Source organism: Ancylobacter amanitiformis (genome assembly GCF_030814815.1).
Lineage (GTDB): Bacteria > Pseudomonadota > Alphaproteobacteria > Rhizobiales > Xanthobacteraceae > Ancylobacter > Ancylobacter amanitiformis.
Window position 1 is genome coordinate 46798 of record NZ_JAUSVR010000012.1, and the last position, 16841, is coordinate 63638.

Here is a 16841-nt window from a genome sequence, read left to right on the forward strand (position 1 = left end):
GCGCGCGCATCACGCCTCGCGAGGGTCGTTCGGCGCGTCGAGCGGGGCGGGCGCCGGCGCGGCGAGGGGCGTGGCGAGGGGCCGGTCGGGCGAGGGCACATGCGCCTCGAACCACGCTTTCAGCGGAGCGAGGTCGGTGAAGGCGAGGCAGCGCTGCAGATAGGTCCAGACGCGCGGAATATGGCGCAGGTAGCCCGGCTTGCCGTCGCGGTGGTTCAGCCGGGCGAAGGTGCCGAGGATCTTGGTCGCGCGCTGCGCGCCCATCACCGCGTAGGAGGCGGCGAAGGCGCGCATGTCGAAGGCCGGGTTGGCCTGCCGGCTGGCGCGGATATAGCGCCCGAGCAGCGCCAGTTCCATCTCCTCCGGCACGTCGACCCGGGCGTCCTGCGTCAGCGAGGCGACATCATAGGCCGCGGGGCCCATCACCGCGTCCTGGAAATCCAGCAGACCGATCCGCGCCAGCCCCTCGCGGCCCGGTAGCCACATCAGGTTCGGCGAGTGATAGTCGCGCAGCACCCAGACCGGCTTCTGCATCAGCGATGGCGCCAGCGCGTCCGCCCAGAGCTGCCGGAACGCGGCCCGGCCCTCGGGCGACAGGGCAGGCGCCTCCCGATGCGGCAGGTACCAGTCGATCAGCAGCTCGACCTCGATCAGCAGCGCGGCGATGTCGTAGCGCGGCAGCTGGTAGTCGATCTCGGGCGAGACGGCGAGCCGGTCCGGCAGATCGAGCCGGTGCAGCGCGGCCAGCACGTCGATCGCGACCTCGTAACGCTCCATCACCGGCGCCGGCGCCGGCGGCGCTCCCGCGAGCACGCCCTCGTCGCCCAGGTCCTCCATGATCAGCAGGCCGGAAGCGAGGTCGGCGGCATAGATGAGCGGTGCCGAGAGGCCACGGGCCTTGAGGCCGCGCGCCAGCGCCACGAACGGCTTCACGTCCTCGGCGAGATGGGCGATGGCGCTGTAGGGCCGGCCGTCGCGCACCGGCGGCCCGTCCGGCCGGCGTGGCGCGTTCATCAGCACGGCGTTGCGCTGCGTGCCGACCAACCGCTCATAGGTGCGGGAGGAAGCATCGCCCTGCAGGTGGCGCCGGTGCGCCGGGCCGAAGCCGGCGGAATCGATGAGCGCGCGGATCGTGCGCATGCGCAGCAGCGCGCCCGCAAGCCGGCCATGGCCGGTGAGGCGCACGTGCCGGCGGGTTTCCGGCGCCTCGGGCGGAATGGTGACGCCCACTTCCAGCCGGTTGGGCTGTTGCAGCACCTCGCCGGCCCGCTCCGGCCATTCCACCAGTGTCACCGCGCTGTCGGTCAGGTCGTACCAGCCGAGTTCCTCCAGCTCGGAGGAATCGCCCAGGCGATACAGGTCGGCATGGACCACGCTGTGGCGGGGCAGTTCGTAGCTTTGCAGCAGGGTGAAGGTCGGGCTCGGCACATCGAGGTCCGGGTCCTGCGCCAGTTCGCGGATGATGGCGCGGGCCAGGGTCGACTTGCCGGCGCCGAGATCGCCGGTGAGCGCGACCAGATCGCCGGGCTGCAGCATGGCGGCAAGGTCCATGGCCAGCCGGCCGGCGGCCAGCTCGTCGGGGAGCACGACGTCCCACCGCGTCACCTGCGGCATCGGGACGGCGGCTGTGCTGCGCGGTGCGTCGACCATCGGCTACTCCGCGGCTGCTCGGCCGGCGCCCGCTTCCAGCGGGAAAACGCAGGTGACGAGCGTTCCCCCGCTGGGCGGGGAGACAATGCTCACCTTACCCCCATGCAGCGCCATCAGCGAGCGAACGATGGAGAGGCCGAGCCCGACACCGCGATGACGCGAGCCGGTGGTGTGGCTCTCGAACCGGTCGAACACCCGCGCGCCGATCTCGGGCGCGATGCCGGGGCCGGTGTCGCGCACGCGGAACACCACGTCGCGCTCCCGCCGTTCGGCGGAAAGTGTCACGGTGGAACCCTCCGGCGCGAAACCGACGGCGTTGGACAGCAGATTGTACAATACCTGCCGCACGCGCCGCGAATCCGCCCGGAACGTGCCCGCCGCGCTGCCGGGCTCGATGGCGAGCCGGATGCCGCCTTCCGCGAGGCGGTCCCGCACGCCTTCGGCTGCGGCCTCCATGGCGGTGCGCACATCGACTTCGCCCAGTTCCAGCGTCATCGAGCCGGCGTCGATGGTGGCCAGGTCGAGAATGTCGTTGATGATGGCGAGCAGCGCCGCGCTGCTCTCGGTGATGTGGCCGACATAGGCGCGCTGGCGGGTGTTGAGCGGGCCGAGCGCGGCATCGTCGAGCAGCTGGGCGAAGCCGATGATGGTGGTCAGCGGCGAGCGCAGTTCGTAGGAAACGTGGCTGACGAAGGTGCTCTTGAGATGGTCGGCGGCCACCAGCGCCTGGTTGCGCTCGACCAGCGCGCGCTCGACGCGCACGCTGTCGGTGACGTCGCGCAGCGTGACGAGCGTGCCGCCATCCGGCAGCGGCTGGGTCGAGCCGTCCAGGATGATGCCGTCGGTGCGCTCCAGCCGGAACTCGGTCGGCATGCGCGCCTCGATGCCGGTAAGCGCGGCGCGCAGGCGCGACCACACCGCCGTGTCGGCGGCGAGCGGCCGGCAGGCCTCGGCCACCGCGTCGATATGCGGGTGGCCCTTCAGCAGCGCCGGATCGAGCCGCCACAGCTGCGCAAAGGCGGAATTCGACAGGCCGAGCCGTCCGTCGCTGCCGAACACGGCGACCGCCTCGGCCAGCGCGTCGAGCGTCTCGCTCTGGATGCGGGTGAGCGCGATGTAGCGGCTTTCCAGCGCCAGCCGCTCGGTTACTTCGTCGAACAGATAGGTGACGCCGCCTTCGGGGTTGGGCGCGCTGACGACGCGCAGCGTGCGCCCGCCGGGCAGGTGCCACCAATGTTCCTTCGGCTCCATGGCGCGATAGGCCGAATGCAGGTCCTCGCGCCACAGGCGGAAATCGGCCTGCTCGGGCAGGCGGCGGGTGGCGCGCAGCCGGTCGAGCACCGCCGTGTCGGTCGGCCGGTCGTCCAGGAAGGAGGGGTCGAGCTCGAACAGGTTCACATAGGCGGCGTTATGGAAGACAAGCCGCTGGTCGGCGCCGAAAATGGCGACGGCCGTGGCCAGCTGGTCCAGCGTGCGCCGATGCGCGCGCACCACATGGGCCAGTTCGCTGCGCACGCTCTCCGCCTCGGTGGCGTCGAGCGCGATGCCGGCGAGCCCGCCACCCGCGTCGACCTCCAGCACGTCGAGCACGCGGCGCGTGCCCGCCACCACGACCGGCAGGCGCTGGGCGAAGGCGCGGCCCTCGGCATGGGCCCGCGCCGCCAGCGTGCGGCCGGACTGGTCGAGCAGGCGCAGGTCGCGCGTCGCGGCCTCCTGCGCGTCGCGCGCTTCGACCGCGTGGAGATAGGCCGAATTGCTCCAGCGCAGCTGGCCCTCCTCGCCGGCCACCCAGACCGGGGCAGGCAGCGCGTCGAGCAGCGTGTGCAGGGCGGATGTCTGGGCATCGAGCGCGCGATAGGCGTCGTGCAGGCGTGCATGGTCGAGCCGCACGCCGGTAATGTCGCGCAGGCGCAGGATCACCGCCGAGCCGACCGGCCGGCCATCCGCCTCGACATGGCGGCCATCCTGCGCGACGAGGGTCAGTGCCAGCGGCATGCCGGTGGCGCGCAGCCGGTCGACGCCGGCGTCGATCTCGCGCGCCGAGCCGGGGCTGAGCCAGGTGCCGAAGGCGAGGATGCGGGTGGGCGAGACCACGCCGGTGAAGGCGGGGGTGTTGCCGATGATTTCAGGGGCGGCGGCGGGATCGCGCCAGACCACGACGATCTGCGGCTCGGCCATCAGCAGCGCGCGCGATTCCTCGATCCGCGCCTCGAGCCGCGAAATCTCGCCATAGGCGAAGGACTCGCGCTCCATCGCGCGGCGGCGGAAACCGACATGTACAACCGCCGTGGTGGTGGCGAAGGCGATCAGGCCCAGAACCAGGGCGAAGCCGATCAGCATGCCCGGCTCCTGGGCGGCGAAAGTGCCCAGCAGGTCGGCGACGGGATCCGCCTCGGCAGCCCGGACGGGCAGCGGCGAGGCGGCCATGAGCGCGCCCGCGAACAATGCGATCAAGCCCGGTCCGAGGAAGCGTCGCCCGTGCCGGGGGCGTACGTCCCGCGCCTCGGCTCGCGCCGCTGCGCCACGTTCCGTCTTGTCCCTGGCAGCGCTTGCGCCGGCCGGTTGCGCCATTCGCGCCCGTCTCCCCTTGCCGACACCCGTTCCTTTCGGCTCAACGCGTCCGAATCACCGAGACTTTACCCAAGCGGGAGGGGCACTAGAAGGGCGGCGATGCCGCGGACCCCGTCCGGGCGGGCGCACGGCCCGCCGACATGGGCCTTTCCCGCCCGAACGGGAGCGTTCCCGCCTTGCGTGGCGCGGCATCCCGCCGGGTGGGCGGGCTCAGAGCCCCTCGAACAGCGCGGTGGACAAATAGCGTTCCGCGAAGGAGGGGATGATGACGACGACCGTCTTGCCCTCGTTCTCCGGGCGCGCGCCCACTTCCAGCGCGGCGGCGATGGCGGCGCCGGAGGAAATGCCGACCGGGATACCCTCCAGCCGGGCGATGGCGCGGGCGGTCTCGAACGCGGTCTGGTTGCCCACGGTGATCACCTCGTCGATCACCGAGCGGTCCAGCACTTCCGGCACGAAGCCGGCGCCGATGCCCTGGATCTTGTGCGGGCCGGGCTGGCCGCCCGAGAGCACCGGGCTGTCCTCCGGCTCCACGGCCACCATGCGCAGGCCCGGTTTGCGCGGCTTCAGCGCCTGGCCGATGCCGGTGATGGTGCCGCCGGTGCCGACGCCTGAAATGACGATGTCGACCTCGCCCTGAGTGTCGTTCCAGATCTCCTCCGCCGTGGTGCGGCGGTGGATGGCCGGGTTGGCCGGGTTGCGGAACTGCTGCGGGATGATGGCGTCCGGCAGCTCGCGCGCCAGTTCCTCGGCCTTGGCGACCGCGCCGCGCATGCCCTGCGCCGCCGGGGTCAGCACCAGTTCGGCGCCGAGCAGGGCCAGCATCTTGCGGCGCTCCACCGACATCGATTCCGGCATGACGAGGATGAGCCGGTAGCCGTGCGCGGCGGCGACGAAAGCCAGCGCGATGCCGGTATTGCCGGAAGTCGGCTCGATCAGCACGGTGCCGGGCCGCAGCACGCCGGCCTCTTCCAGCGACTGGATCATCGAGACGCCGATGCGATCCTTGACGGAGCCGATCGGGTTGAAGAATTCGAGCTTGGCGAGAATGCGCGCCTTCACGCCACGCTCGGCCGGCAGCCGGTTGAGCTGCACCAGCGGCGTGTCGCCGATGGTCTCGGTGATCGAGCCATAGACGCGGCCCCGGCCCGGCTTGGCGGCGGAGACGGATGTGAGGGCGGGCGAGGTGGGAGCGGCTTCGGCCATGGGTGCCTCCGGCGGATGCGGGGTGCGCGGCTGACGCGCCCCCGTCATTGATGCGGCGAAATCGCCGACAGCGCTAGCTTATTCACGAAATAATGTCGAGGAAATTTATATTCAACAAACTTAAATGGTGAAATCAATGCCCTCGGCCATTCCCTTGCGCAGGGTGTTCTGGGCCGCCACGCGGCACAGATATTCCACGGTGACCGCCTCCAGCGCCGCCTCGAAGGAGCGCTCGGCCTCGGCGACGGCGGGCTGCACGATGTCGCGCACGATGGGCGGGGACGAATCGAGCGTCTCCTCGCTCTCCGCCTCGACCACCCGCACGATTTCCGCCACGGTGATGCGCCGGCGCTCGCGCGCCAGCTCATAGCCGCCGCGCGGGCCGCGCACGCCCTTCAGCACGCCGGCATGCACCAGCGCCTGCAGCACGGGTTCGAGATGGCGGGGCGGCAGCTCATGGCGCGCCGCCAGCGCCTTGGCAGCGACCGGCGTGCCGCGCGCGTTGAGCGCGACGTCGACGACGGCGGCAATGGCGAGCAGGCTCTTATCGGACAGACGCGGCATGATCCTTCGCTACCGTGATATTGTGCGGGCGTCGAGCCCTGTCGAGCCGAATCCACCGCTACCGCGTGTTGTTTCGCTCAAATCACCGGACCGGCACAGCTGAATGCGCGTCACCGGCGCCACCACGAGCTGGGCGATTCGCTGCCCGCGCTCCAGTACCACGGGCTCGGTGCCGAGATTGATGAGCAGCACCTTCACCTCGCCGCGGTAATCGGCGTCGACCGTGCCCGGCGCGTTGAGCACGGTGAGGCCCTGCTTGAGCGCGAGGCCGGAGCGCGGGCGCACCTGTCCCTCATAGCCGTCCGGCAGGGCGAGGCACAGGCCGGTCGGCACGGCGGCGCGGGCGAGCGGCGCCAGCGTCAGCGCCTCGCCCTCGGGCAGCGCGGCGAGCAGATCGAGCCCGGCGGCACCGGCGGTTGCATAGGTGGGCAAAGGCAGGCCCTCGGCATGCGGCAGCACGAGGACAGGCACATCCATGAAAGCGGGGGTCTCGGTCATGGCGCTCCCTCCAGCGGGCCGAGCGCGGCGGCGATGCGGGCGACGAGGCGCTCGGCGACGTCCGACTTGGACGCGGTCGGCCAGTCCTCGACGCCGGCTTCGGTGATGAGGTGCACCTGGTTCTGGTCGCCGCCCATCACCCCGCCGGCAATGCCGCTGCGCGGGGAGACGTCGTTGGCGACGATCCAGTCGCAGCCCTTGCGCGCCCGCTTGGCCTGCGCATAGCCGACGACGTTCTCCGTCTCCGCCGCGAAGCCGACCACGAGGCGCGGGCGCTGCGCGGGGTGGTGGGCGATGGTGGCGAGGATGTCCGGGTTCTCGGTGAGGGTGAGCGCGGGGATCGCCCCGCCATCCTTCTTCATCTTCTCGCCCGCTTCGCGCGCCGCGCGCCAGTCGGCCACGGCGGCGGCGAAGATGGCGGCATCGGCCGGCAGCGCGGCCTCGACCGCCGCCAGCATCTGCCGGGCGGTCTCCACCGGGCGCACCGTGACGCCGGAGGGATCGGGCAGGTTCACCGGGCCGCAGACCAGCGTGACCCGCGCACCCGCACGCGCGGCGGCGGCGGCAATGGCGTGGCCCTGCTTGCCGGAGGAGCGGTTGGCGATGTAGCGCACGGGATCGATCGGCTCGTGCGTCGGCCCTGACGTGACGAGCACATGGCGGCCGGCGAGCGGGCCGGGGACCGGCGGCGCCAGAAGCCGCGCGGCGGCCTCGGCGATCTCGGTGGGCTCGGCCATGCGGCCCGGCCCGGCCTCGCCGCGCTCGGCCATCTCGCCGACATTCGGGCCGATGAAGGCGATGCCGTCCTCCTTCAGCCGGGCAACATTGCGCCGGGTCGCGGCATGCGCCCACATGAAAGGGTTCATCGCCGGCGCCACCAGCACCGGCCGGTCGGTGGCCAGCAGCACGGCGCTGGCGAGGTCGTCGGCGAGGCCGTGCGCCATCTTCGCCATCAGGTCGGCGGTGGCGGGGGCTATGAGGATGAGATCCGCCTCCCGGGCCAGCCGGATATGGCCGACATCCTGCTCGGCATCGCGGTCGAACAGGTCGGTGAAGACGCGGCCATGGGCCAGCGCCCCGGCGGCGAGCGGGGTGACGAAATGCTGCGCCGCCGCCGTCATGACGACGCGCACCACGGCCCCGCGCTCCTTCAGCCGGCGGATGAGATCGAGGCTCTTATAGGCGGCGATGCCGCCGCCGATGATGAGAAGAACCGTCTTGCCGGCCAGCATGCACGCCCCTGACGCCTCTCGATGAGGTCTGCGGTTCATACAGCCAAATCCCCGCGCTGTCGTGCGCCCGCCACCGGTGTCCGGATACGGCCCGCCGGAGCCTGGCCGGAGTCACCGGTCTCGGATACGCTGGAAAACGCTGCCCTCAGAACAGCAGATGCCCGGCCAGCAGCGCGGCGATGACCCAGAGCGCGAGGGTCATCCAGCGGTTGCCGCGTCCCTCCGCCCGGCCGATGGCCTCCATCGTTTCCGGCGCCAGAGCGAGCCCGTTGCGGGTGGCGCTGTCGATCTGGGCGGCGATGCGCTGGCCCTGCGCGATCAGCTCCGGCAGGGCCTGCAGCGAACGGCCCAGCGCGCCGACGCCGTCCGCCACCTCCTCCAGCCGCGCGGCGGGGCCGAGATTGCGCTCGATCCAGGTGCGCACCACCGGCTCGGCGGTCTTCCACATGTCGAGATGCGGGTCGAGCGCACGGGCCACGCCCTCGACCACGACCATGGTCTTCTGCAGCAGCAGCAGCTCCGGCCGGGTCTTCATGTCGAACAGCGCCGTCACCTCGAACAGCAGGGTGAGCAGCTTGGCCATGGAAATCTGGTCGGCGGGGCGCGAGTGGATCGGCTCGCCGATGGCACGAATGGCCTGGGCGAAATCCTCGACCGAATGATGCGCGGGCACATAGCCGGCTTCGAAATGCACCTGCGCCACCCGCAGCCAGTTGCGGGTGATGAAGCCGTAGAGGATTTCGGCGAGGAAGCGCCGCTCCTTCTGCCCAAGCCGGCCCATGATGCCGCAATCCACCGCCACCAGCCGGCCCTGCGGATCGACGAACAGGTTGCCCGGGTGCATGTCGGCGTGGAAGAAGCCGTCGCGCAGCGCGTGCCGCAGGAAGGACTGCATGACGATGCGGCCCATGTCCGGCAGGTCGTGGCCGGCGGCCCGCAGCGCGTCGAGATCGTTCAGCTTGATGCCGTCGATCCACTCGGTGGTGAGCACCTCGCGCCCGGTGCGGTCCCAGTCGACCGTCGGGACACGGAAATCCTCCTCGCCCTGCGTGTTCTGCGCCAGTTCGGCGAGGGCGGCGGCTTCCAGCCGCAGATCCATCTCCATCGACATGGAGCGGGCGAGCGTGTCGACCACGGCGATCAGCCGCAGCCGCCGTCCTTCCGGCGAGGCGCGCTCGCCGAGGCGCGCGACGCGGTAGAAGGAGGAGAGGTCGATGCGGAAGCGCCGCTGCACGTCCGGGCGCAGCACCTTCACCGCGACGCGGCGCACCGTGCCGTCGGCCTCCGCGATCTCGCCCTGATGCACCTGCGCGATGGAGGCGGCGGCGAGCGCGGGCCCGAGCCGGGCATAGACTGCCAGCGCGGGCCGGTCGAAATTGCGCGCGATGATCGCCTCCGCCACCTCCTGCGGGAAGGGGGGCATGCGGTCCTGCAGAAGCTGGAGATCGCGCGCCAGCTGCGGGCCGACCACGTCCGGCCGGGTGGCAAGGAACTGGCCGAGCTTCACATAGGAGGGGCCAAGCCGCGACAGTGCCACGCCGATGCGCGCGGGATCGCCCGTCGTGCCGGGGCGGGCGATGAGCCGGGCGGCGGCGAAGAGCGGCTCCGAGCCGGGCGGCATCAGCGCGGGGTCGATGCGCGTGAACACGCCTTCGCGGGCCAGCACATAGCCGGCGCGCGCCAGTCGCAGGAAATCACCGAGGGGAGTGGCCACGCGCCTAGATCCGCACGCCGGAATGCAGGGCGACGATGCCCCCGGTCAGCGGCGTGTAGCCCACTCTGCCGAGGCCGGCGGCCCGCATCAGGCCGGCAAAGGCCTCCGGCGCGGGGAACTTGCGGATCGATTCGACGAGATACTGGTAGGATTCGGCATCGCCGGTGACGAGCCGGCCCATGCCCGGAATGAGCTTGAACGAATAGGTGTCGTAGATGGCGTCCAGCCCCGGCACGTCGACACGGGAGAATTCCAGTATGAGGCAGCGCCCGCCGGGCTTGAGCACGCGGCGCATTTCCGAGAGCGCCTTGTCCATGCGCGGCACGTTGCGGATGCCGAAGGCGATGGTGGTGGCGTCGAACGACTTGTCGGGGAAGGGCAGTTCCTCGGCATTGGCCTCGACGAACTCGACCCGCCCGGCAAGACCCAGCGCGGCGGCCCGCTCGCGCCCCACGCCCAGCATGCCACCATTGATGTCGGCCACCGTCGCGCGGGTGCCCGCGCCGCTGGCCTCCACCGTGCGGAAGGACACATCCCCGGTGCCGCCGGCCACATCGAGCAGCTTGAAGGCGCGCTCGCTCTTGGGCGGGCGCAGGCGCGAGACCAGGAGGTCCTTCCACACCCGGTGCAGGCCCATGGACATGAGGTCGTTCATCAGGTCGTAGCGCCGGGCGACGGAGTGGAACACCTCGTCGACCATGCGCTGCTTCTCGGCCAGCGGCACGGTGCGGAAGCCGAAATGGGTCTCGGCCGTGCGCGTGCCCGCGCTGTCGCCCGCGGGACGATCCGCGTCCGTCGTCGCCTCGACCCGAGCGTCCTCGGCCAGATTGCCCGCATCCATCGGCTCGCGGCTCCCGCGTTCGATCCAAATCGGCGCGGACCATAGCGGAGAGCCCGCCGCCCTCCAAGCCGGCCGGCGCGGGGGCCGCCATGCACGGTGAGCAATGCACGGTGAGCCGTGCGCGATGGGCAGCGCGGGGGCTCGGTTCGGCGGCTCGGCTTGGCTCGGCGGCTCGGCGCGATTCGTCAGATCACCCGTACCCGCGTGCCCACCGGGACGCGCTCGTACAGATCGATGACGTCCTCGTTGCGCATGCGGATGCAGCCGGAGGAAACGGCGCGGCCGATCGAGTCCGGCTCGTTGGAGCCGTGGATGCGGTAGAGCGTGTCGCCGAGATAGAGCGCGCGGGCCCCGAGCGGGTTGTCGGGGCCGCCGGCCATCACCTCGGGCAGGTCGGGCCGGCGGGCGATCATTTCCGCCGGTGGGCGCCAGTCCGGCCATTCACGCTTGCTGGTGATGCGCTGCGTGCCGCTCCAGGCGAAACCTTCGCGCCCGACCCCGATGCCGTAGCGGATCGCCGTGCCGTCGCCCTGCACGAGGTAGAGGAAGCGGGCGCCGGTATCGACGATGATCGTCCCGGCGCGGTCGCGGCCGGCATAGCGCACCACGCGGCGGTCGAATTTGCGATCGACGCCCTTGCCGCCGCTGGCCTCGCGCGCCACCGGCAGCGGCGGGCCGTCCTCGCGGTAATAATCGGCGCTGCCATAGGTTGCCGCCTCGACCGCGACGGCGCCGGTGCGGCTCGCGCCATAGGTATTCGCAGGGCCGGCGCCGCGCGTGACCGGGATGCCGCGCGGGGGCGGGAGCGTGCCATAGACCCCGCCGCCCACCGCATAGGCGCCGCCGGCCAGCGGCATCGGCGCGGCGACATCGGCGCCGGGTTCGTCGGCCGGCGGCTGCGCGTGGACCTCTCCCGGCGGGTAGACAGCGCCCGCGCCCGATCGCCACCCGCTGTGGGCCGGTGTGTTGTAGCGCTGCGCGCTGCCGGCGCCCTCGCCGGAGAAGACGCGGTAGGAGGAACCGGAATCATAGATCCAGCCCTGCGCCCGGGCGGGTGAGAGCAGAACGGACAGGGCAAGAAGGAATACGGCGAGGATCCACAGGGTCGGCGGAAATCGCGCGGCGCTCGATCGCGGGATGCGTGGTCGCCCGCGATCGCAGGCATGGCCGAGGGCCCGCCGCCGCCCTTCCGGCGGCGGCGCACCCTGTTCGACGCGGCCGACGACGCCCGAATCAGCGCTCATCCGCTTGCTGCCCCCTGCACGGTCCATCGGCGGCAGGCTGGGGCGCCATGGTTAATTTGCCGTTAGTGGCGGCATATCGGGCCGGCTCCGCAGGGGCGCGCCGGCCCTTCACCGCTCACGGGCAGCGCACATAGACCATGGTGCCGTAGCGACCGGCCACTTCCTTGTCGAGCCACCGGAGCACCAGCACCTGCCCGTCGAAGCGCACCACTTCGCGGTCGGTCTCGGCGCCCGGCGGCTCGTCCGCCAGGCCGATGAAGGTCGGGCCGGGCGGTATCTGCTTCGACACCACCTCGGTGGGCTCCGACTGGTCGGCCAGATACATCATGAACCCGCCCGAGGGGCCACCATTGATGATGTAGGGCTGGCGGCAGCCCTGGCGCGCCTGCGCCTCGGTGCGCGCGGCGTCCTCCGGCCGGTGATAGGCGGCGAGGCCCCACTTGCCGATGACCTGCTGCGCGGTGATCGGCGAGATGTAGCGCGGGGCGGCCGGCTCGATCGGCGCCGCAGTCTGGTTGGTCGAGGAACAGGCCGCGGCAAGGCCGGCGAGGGCGCCGAGAACGGCCAGATGCGTAAGGCGGCGGACAAACGTCATGGAACACTCCGGGACGGATAGATGCCGGACGGACGGCAGGGGTCAGGCATGAGCCCGTCTCATTCAGATTCGTGGCACCAGCATAATCATAGTGCTTTACGGGGAAAGATCATCCGAACATAGTCCCGCCGCGTTTGTGCCCGCGAAACGCGTGGGCACTCCCGCCGGATCGCAGCGATCGGGCGGCCGGAGTCGTCATCGTGAACAGCGTCACCATCCGAACCGCCCGCGATACCGATGGCGATGCGATCGCCGGGCTGATCGCGGGTGCCTTTGCCGAATATGCCGGCTGCGTCTTCGACCGGGCTGCCGAGTTCCCCGAACTCGACGCGATCGCCAGCCATTTCGCCGCCCGCGGCGGTGTCATCTGGGTCGCCGAGGGCGGGGTAGAGGGCGGGAAGCCGCCCGCCGTCATCGGCTCGCTCGCCATCGCGCCTTCGGGCGACGACGACGCGCCGGCCGGCACACTGGAACTGTTCAAGGTCTATGTCGCCGCGTCCGCGCGCCGCCGGGGTGTCGCTCGCGCCCTGTTCGACGAGGCACGCCGCCACGCGCTGGCCCGTGAGGCGCCGGAAATCCGCCTGTGGACCGACACGCGCTTTCTCGACGCGCACCGTTTCTATGAACGCTGCGGCTTCCGGCGCCGGTCCGGCCCGCGCGCGTGCCACGACCTCTCCGCGACGTGGGAATATCCCTACCGGCTCGGGCTCCTCCCCGCCGGGAACGCCCTCGCCGACCTTCTCGCCGAAAGCTGAATCATGTCGCGTTACATCGCCGGCCCCGCCCTGACGGCGGTCGCCGGCATCGGCCTGCTGTCGATCATGGACGGGCTGATCAAGCTGGCCGCCGCCTCCCATTCCAGCACGCAGGTCGCGGCCATGCGCTATGCCGTCGGCGCCCTGGTGGCGTTCGCGGTGTTCCGCGCCCTCGGCACGCCCTGGCCGAGCCTGGCCGTCCTGCGTCCGCATGCCTGGCGCTCCGTGGTGGTGGCGGTGACGGCGCTGACCTTCTTCTATTCGCTGGCCACGCTGCCGCTGGCCGTCGCGCTGGCGCTGTCCTTCACCTCGCCGATCTTCATCGCGCTGTTCGCCGCGCTGATCCTCGGCGAGCGGCCCAACCGCTCGATCTATATCGCCCTGGCGCTCGGCCTGATCGGCGTGATGGTGGTGCTGGGGAATGAACTGACCCACACCGACCGGGTGGGCAACACGCTCGGCCTGGTCGCCGCGCTCATCTCCGCCGTCGCCTATGCGCTGTCCATGGTGGTGCTGAAGAGCCGTGCGGCGCAGGATCCGCTGCCCACCATCGTCCTGTTGCAGAACGCTTTCGCCGGCGTGCTGATCGCCCCGCTCGGGCTGATCAACTGGACCATGCCGGCGATGGGCGATGTTGGCCTGTTCCTCGCCATCGGCGTCCTCGGCACGGCGGGGCATCTGTGCCTGGCTTCCGCCTACCAGCGCGCGGCGGCCAGCAGCCTCGGGGTGCTCGAATACACGTCCTTCGCCTGGGCGGTGGGCATCGGGTTCCTCGCTTTCGGCGAAGTGCCCAGCGCGAGCACGCTGGCCGGCTCGGCCTTCATCGTCGGCGGGGCGCTGATCGCCTCGCGTCACGCGCGGGAGACGCGGGCGCCGGACGTCGAAATCGGCCCGTGATGCCGTGCCGGCTGCGTTTTGTCGCCCCGGAACGGAGAGCGGGGCATCTGCCGTAACTTATTCGTTTACCTCCATCGCGAACGCGGCTTGCGGCTCGCCAACGTTGTGATCTGATGGATCGCAATCAAGGCGGCAGGGAATGGCGATGGAGGCGGATATCCGGACGCAGAGCGAGCTTGCCCGCGGAGAGGTCGAATCATACCGACTGGCGGAGCAGGTCGGCTTCGTGATGCGTGTCGCCGGCCAGCGCCATACCGCCATCTTCGCCGCGCGAATGATCGAAGGGCTGACGCCGCCGCAATTCGCCGCCCTCGCCAAGCTGCGCGAGATGGGCCCGTGCTCGCAGAACCGCCTCGGCCGGCTGATTCATCTGGATGCCGCGACCATCAAGGGCGTGGTCGACCGGCTGAGCGCGCGCGGCTTCGTGCTGGCGGCGGATGATCCGCTCGATCGCCGGCGCCGCGCCGTCGGCCTCACCGAGCGTGGCCGGGCCATCGCCGAGTCCGCCATCCTGGTGGCGCGCGAGATCGCCGAGGCGACGCTGGAGCCGCTGGCCGCCACCGAGCGCCAGCAATTGCTCGGCCTGTTGCGCAAGATCGCCTGACGGCTGCCCGCAGGGGCATCGCGTCCCCCCGGGCCATGGGTCTTGCCGTCCGGGGCGGGGCGATACCGGCGCCGCTCGATCGCGCGGCTAATTCCCGGGCGGGGCGAAGTCCGCCAGCCGGCCGGCATAGGCCTTGGCGCGGGGCGGGGCATAGGGGCCAGCCTTGGAGGTGGCGAGCCCCACCCGCACCAGCGCCTCCGCCAGCGTCACCGCGCCGGCCACGCCGTCGATGACCGGCACGCCATGTTCCCTGGCCAGCGCCCGGGCGAGATCGGCCATGCCGGCGCAGCCGAGCACGATCGCTTCGGCGCGGTCCTGCGCGATCGCCCGCCCGATCTCGGCGGAAATACGCTCGCGCGCGCCGGAGGCGGGATCCTCAAGCTCCAGCACCGCCACGTCGGAGGCCCGCACGCCGCTGCACCGCCGGTCGAGCCCGTAGCGCTGCAGATTGGCCTCGATCACGGCAACCGAGCGCGACAAGGTCGTCACCACCGCGAAGCGATGGGCGATCAGGCTGGCGAGATGAAAGCCCGCCTCGCCGATGCCCACCACCGGCGCGCGGGCCAGCGCGCGGGCGGCATCGAGCCCGGTATCGTCGAAACAGGCGATGACATGAGCGTCTACCCCGCCCGCCACCCCACCCGCTTCGGCTTCGGCGATGGCGGCGAGCAGGCCCGGCAGCGCCAGCGCATCGTCATAATAGCCCTCGATCGAGGCCGGCCCCATGCTGGACGTGGCCGCCACGATATCCGTCCCCGGCGCCGCCACCGCCCGCGCGGCCGCCGCGATCTTGTCCGTCATCGAGCGGGTGGTGTTCGGATTGACGAGATGGATGCGCAAGGCTGGACGAATCCCTGTTGAAAACTCGTCCGCTTCTAACACGTGGGATGGCTGGGGCGGGAGGATTCGAACCTCCGCATGGGGGAATCAAAATCCCCTGCCTTACCGCTTGGCGACGCCCCACCAGCGCCGGCTTCCGCGTGGAAACCAGCATGGGCGCGGACATAGCCACAGCTGCGCGCGGCTTTCAACCTCGGCAAGCAGGCTCCACAGGCCCGCGCGGAAAACGCGGGCGTCGAGGCGGCCCGTGACGATCATCCACACGAAGAATGCCGGTTGCCCTTGCAGCCCGGCTCATTCGCGTGTTAGAGGCTCGCGCCGCGGCGGCGGAGTGTAGCGCAGTCTGGTAGCGCACCTCGTTCGGGACGAGGGGGTCGCAGGTTCAAATCCTGCCACTCCGACCATTTATTTCCCGAGACTTATCCATCCCTAGATTTCTGGCGCCGCAGCCACCCCCTGGGGTGGGCGGTGCCCTGCGCCGGCGGCAGGCGCGCGTCTGCGCTCTCGGCCGCGCCGGCCCGGCATCAGCCTCAGCATCCCCCCAAGCGCGGGCTTCAGGCACCGCTGAACGCGCTGCCCCAAGCGCTGCCCCACCCGCCCGCCCGGCTACCCGCCAGAGGTGGGCGGCCGGGGCGGGCAGGGCTTGTCGGTGCGGGTCTCCGGCGGAGCGAAGATCAGGCGGGGGCGGAAGATCAGGCGGGGGCGAAGGTGCCGTCGGGGCCGAGGCGCTCCAGCACGCCGGTCGCCACCGCGAAAAACGCCCCGTGCAATGTCAGCTGCCCTTCCGCGAGCTTTTCCCTCACCCAGGGGAAGGTTTCGAGGTTGCGCAGCGAGAGCTTCACGCACTGGTGCTCGACGATGCGCCGGCGCTCCTCCGGGTCCTCGCTCAGCTTGAGCGCGATGTCGCGTGCCGGCGCGGCGATGTTGATCCAGTCCGGGAGGAAGTCGCGCGCCTTCTCCGGCGCTCCGTCGATCAGCGCGCCCGCACCGCCGCACAGCGCGTGGCCCACCACCACGATCTGCGACACTTCCAGAACCCGCACCGCGAATTCGATGGCGGCGCTTGTGCCGTGGTGATCATGGTCGGGCGTCGTGTAGGGCGGCACGAGATTGGCCACGTTGCGCACCACGAATAATTCGCCCGGCCCGGCGTCGAAGATCATGCTCGGGTCCACCCGGCTGTCCGAGCAGGCGATCACCAGCGTCTGCGGGCGCTGGCCGCGCGCCGCCAGTTTCTCGAACAGTATCTTGCGTTCCGGCCACGAGGTGGTCCGAAACCGGCGATAGCCATCCAAGAGATTATCCATGTCCGTTCCCTCTTCAACCGCGCGCGCACGACGCTGAATAAAGGTCGCGGGCGACCGAGGCAATTCGCTCGTTGCGCCGCCGTGGCCCTCCCGCGGGCCGGGCTTCATTGCCGGGCTTCATTGCCGCGCTCCTTCGGCCGAGCCCGCCGCCGCCCGCGCCGGGGCGCGGTTTCCTCAGGCGGGGAAATGGTCTAGAGCGGTTCCGAGCGGGATGGCCGGCCGCGTGACGAGCGCGCGTCCGAACAGGCACCGCGAGCCTTTTCGGTGCTGGCGCCTTCCCGGCGGGGAGGCCTCCCGGTGCTGGAACTTTTGCGGTGCTGGAG

At 71.0% G+C, this 16841-nt stretch carries 15 protein-coding genes and 2 tRNA genes; 4 read left to right on the forward strand and 13 right to left on the reverse strand.

The genetic code is table 11. The features are described from left to right. Nucleotides 1-9: 9 nt before the first annotated feature. From tsaE to QOZ99_RS16475, 10 genes are all read right to left on the reverse strand, one after another. Nucleotides 10-1650 (reverse strand): tRNA (adenosine(37)-N6)-threonylcarbamoyltransferase complex ATPase subunit type 1 TsaE, encoded by a 1641-nt coding sequence (gene tsaE / locus QOZ99_RS16430; protein ID WP_306891080.1) that lies wholly within the window; start codon nt 1648-1650, stop codon nt 10-12. Between the two features lie 3 nt (nt 1651-1653). Beyond that, nucleotides 1654-4221, reverse strand: a complete 2568-nt coding sequence (locus QOZ99_RS16435) for an ATP-binding protein (protein ID WP_370876873.1) — start codon at nt 4219-4221, stop codon at nt 1654-1656. A gap of 210 nt (nt 4222-4431) precedes the next feature. Next, nucleotides 4432-5427: a cysteine synthase A gene (gene cysK, locus QOZ99_RS16440; RefSeq protein WP_306891082.1), complete on the reverse strand. Its 996-nt coding sequence runs from the start codon at nt 5425-5427 to the stop codon at nt 4432-4434. Nucleotides 5428-5547: 120 nt separating this feature from the next. Continuing rightward, entirely contained in the window at nt 5548-5991 is a 444-nt protein-coding gene (locus tag QOZ99_RS16445) for an RrF2 family transcriptional regulator (RefSeq protein ID WP_306891083.1), read from the reverse strand. Between the two features lie 9 nt (nt 5992-6000). After that, nucleotides 6001-6489 (reverse strand): dUTP diphosphatase, encoded by a 489-nt coding sequence (gene dut, locus QOZ99_RS16450; protein WP_306891084.1) that lies wholly within the window; start codon nt 6487-6489, stop codon nt 6001-6003. Continuing rightward, entirely contained in the window at nt 6486-7721 is a 1236-nt protein-coding gene (gene coaBC / locus QOZ99_RS16455) for a bifunctional phosphopantothenoylcysteine decarboxylase/phosphopantothenate--cysteine ligase CoaBC (protein ID WP_306891085.1), read from the reverse strand. The genes dut and coaBC overlap by 4 nt, the downstream gene beginning before the upstream one ends. 145 nt (nt 7722-7866) lie before the next feature. Further along, nucleotides 7867-9435: a 2-polyprenylphenol 6-hydroxylase gene (gene ubiB / locus QOZ99_RS16460; RefSeq protein WP_306891086.1), complete on the reverse strand. Its 1569-nt coding sequence runs from the start codon at nt 9433-9435 to the stop codon at nt 7867-7869. Nucleotides 9436-9439: 4 nt separating this feature from the next. Further along, nucleotides 9440-10276, reverse strand: coding sequence for a bifunctional demethylmenaquinone methyltransferase/2-methoxy-6-polyprenyl-1,4-benzoquinol methylase UbiE (ubiE, locus tag QOZ99_RS16465; protein WP_306891087.1), 837 nt, complete (start codon nt 10274-10276; stop codon nt 9440-9442). A gap of 185 nt (nt 10277-10461) precedes the next feature. Further along, nucleotides 10462-11133: a L,D-transpeptidase gene (locus tag QOZ99_RS22325; protein WP_370876875.1), complete on the reverse strand. Its 672-nt coding sequence runs from the start codon at nt 11131-11133 to the stop codon at nt 10462-10464. Nucleotides 11134-11635: 502 nt separating this feature from the next. After that, on the reverse strand, nt 11636-12115 hold the full coding sequence (locus QOZ99_RS16475; protein ID WP_306891089.1) for a hypothetical protein: 480 nt from the start codon (nt 12113-12115) through the stop codon (nt 11636-11638). Between the two features lie 200 nt (nt 12116-12315). On the opposite strand from QOZ99_RS16475, the gene QOZ99_RS16480 reads away from it, so the two are divergent. The 3 genes from QOZ99_RS16480 to QOZ99_RS16490 all read left to right on the forward strand — a co-directional run bounded on the left by QOZ99_RS16480 (nt 12316) and on the right by QOZ99_RS16490 (nt 14371). After that, complete coding sequence (locus QOZ99_RS16480; protein ID WP_306891090.1) at nt 12316-12870, forward strand: GNAT family N-acetyltransferase; 555 nt, start codon at nt 12316-12318, stop codon at nt 12868-12870. A gap of 3 nt (nt 12871-12873) precedes the next feature. Beyond that, complete coding sequence (locus QOZ99_RS16485) at nt 12874-13767, forward strand: DMT family transporter (RefSeq protein ID WP_306891091.1); 894 nt, start codon at nt 12874-12876, stop codon at nt 13765-13767. 139 nt (nt 13768-13906) lie between these two features. Next, nucleotides 13907-14371, forward strand: a complete 465-nt coding sequence (locus tag QOZ99_RS16490; protein ID WP_306891092.1) for a MarR family winged helix-turn-helix transcriptional regulator — start codon at nt 13907-13909, stop codon at nt 14369-14371. Nucleotides 14372-14458: 87 nt separating this feature from the next. Here the strand turns inward: QOZ99_RS16490 and QOZ99_RS16495 are convergent, their stop codons facing one another. Both QOZ99_RS16495 and QOZ99_RS16500 read right to left on the reverse strand, forming a co-directional pair. Then, nucleotides 14459-15211 carry an aspartate/glutamate racemase family protein gene (locus tag QOZ99_RS16495; RefSeq protein WP_306891093.1) on the reverse strand — a complete coding sequence of 251 codons (753 nt, stop codon included), beginning with the start codon at nt 15209-15211 and terminating at the stop codon, nt 14459-14461. Between the two features lie 48 nt (nt 15212-15259). After that, nucleotides 15260-15334 (reverse strand) — tRNA-Gln (locus QOZ99_RS16500). Between the two features lie 204 nt (nt 15335-15538). Between QOZ99_RS16500 and QOZ99_RS16505 the strand changes: the two genes are divergently transcribed. Beyond that, nucleotides 15539-15615 (forward strand) — tRNA-Pro (locus tag QOZ99_RS16505). 288 nt (nt 15616-15903) lie between these two features. Here QOZ99_RS16505 and QOZ99_RS16510 read toward each other — a convergent pair. Next, nucleotides 15904-16518, reverse strand: a complete 615-nt coding sequence (locus tag QOZ99_RS16510; RefSeq protein ID WP_306891094.1) for a carbonic anhydrase — start codon at nt 16516-16518, stop codon at nt 15904-15906. Between the last annotated feature and the right edge of the window lie 323 nt (nt 16519-16841).

Coding starts and splice junctions, on each gene's coding strand:
- tsaE (WP_306891080.1), bottom strand. CDS start 1,650: ATGGTCGACGCACCGCGCAGCACAGCCGCCGTCCCGATGCCGCAGGTG.
- QOZ99_RS16435 (WP_370876873.1), bottom strand. CDS start 4,221: ATGGCGCAACCGGCCGGCGCAAGCGCTGCCAGGGACAAGACGGAACGT.
- cysK (WP_306891082.1), bottom strand. CDS start 5,427: ATGGCCGAAGCCGCTCCCACCTCGCCCGCCCTCACATCCGTCTCCGCC.
- QOZ99_RS16445 (WP_306891083.1), bottom strand. CDS start 5,991: ATGCCGCGTCTGTCCGATAAGAGCCTGCTCGCCATTGCCGCCGTCGTC.
- dut (WP_306891084.1), bottom strand. CDS start 6,489: ATGACCGAGACCCCCGCTTTCATGGATGTGCCTGTCCTCGTGCTGCCG.
- coaBC (WP_306891085.1), bottom strand. CDS start 7,721: ATGCTGGCCGGCAAGACGGTTCTTCTCATCATCGGCGGCGGCATCGCC.
- ubiE (WP_306891087.1), bottom strand. CDS start 10,276: ATGGATGCGGGCAATCTGGCCGAGGACGCTCGGGTCGAGGCGACGACG.
- QOZ99_RS22325 (WP_370876875.1), bottom strand. CDS start 11,133: ATGCCGCTGGCCGGCGGCGCCTATGCGGTGGGCGGCGGGGTCTATGGC.
- QOZ99_RS16475 (WP_306891089.1), bottom strand. CDS start 12,115: ATGACGTTTGTCCGCCGCCTTACGCATCTGGCCGTTCTCGGCGCCCTC.
- QOZ99_RS16485 (WP_306891091.1), top strand. CDS start 12,874: ATGTCGCGTTACATCGCCGGCCCCGCCCTGACGGCGGTCGCCGGCATC.
- QOZ99_RS16490 (WP_306891092.1), top strand. CDS start 13,907: ATGGCGATGGAGGCGGATATCCGGACGCAGAGCGAGCTTGCCCGCGGA.
- QOZ99_RS16510 (WP_306891094.1), bottom strand. CDS start 16,518: ATGGATAATCTCTTGGATGGCTATCGCCGGTTTCGGACCACCTCGTGG.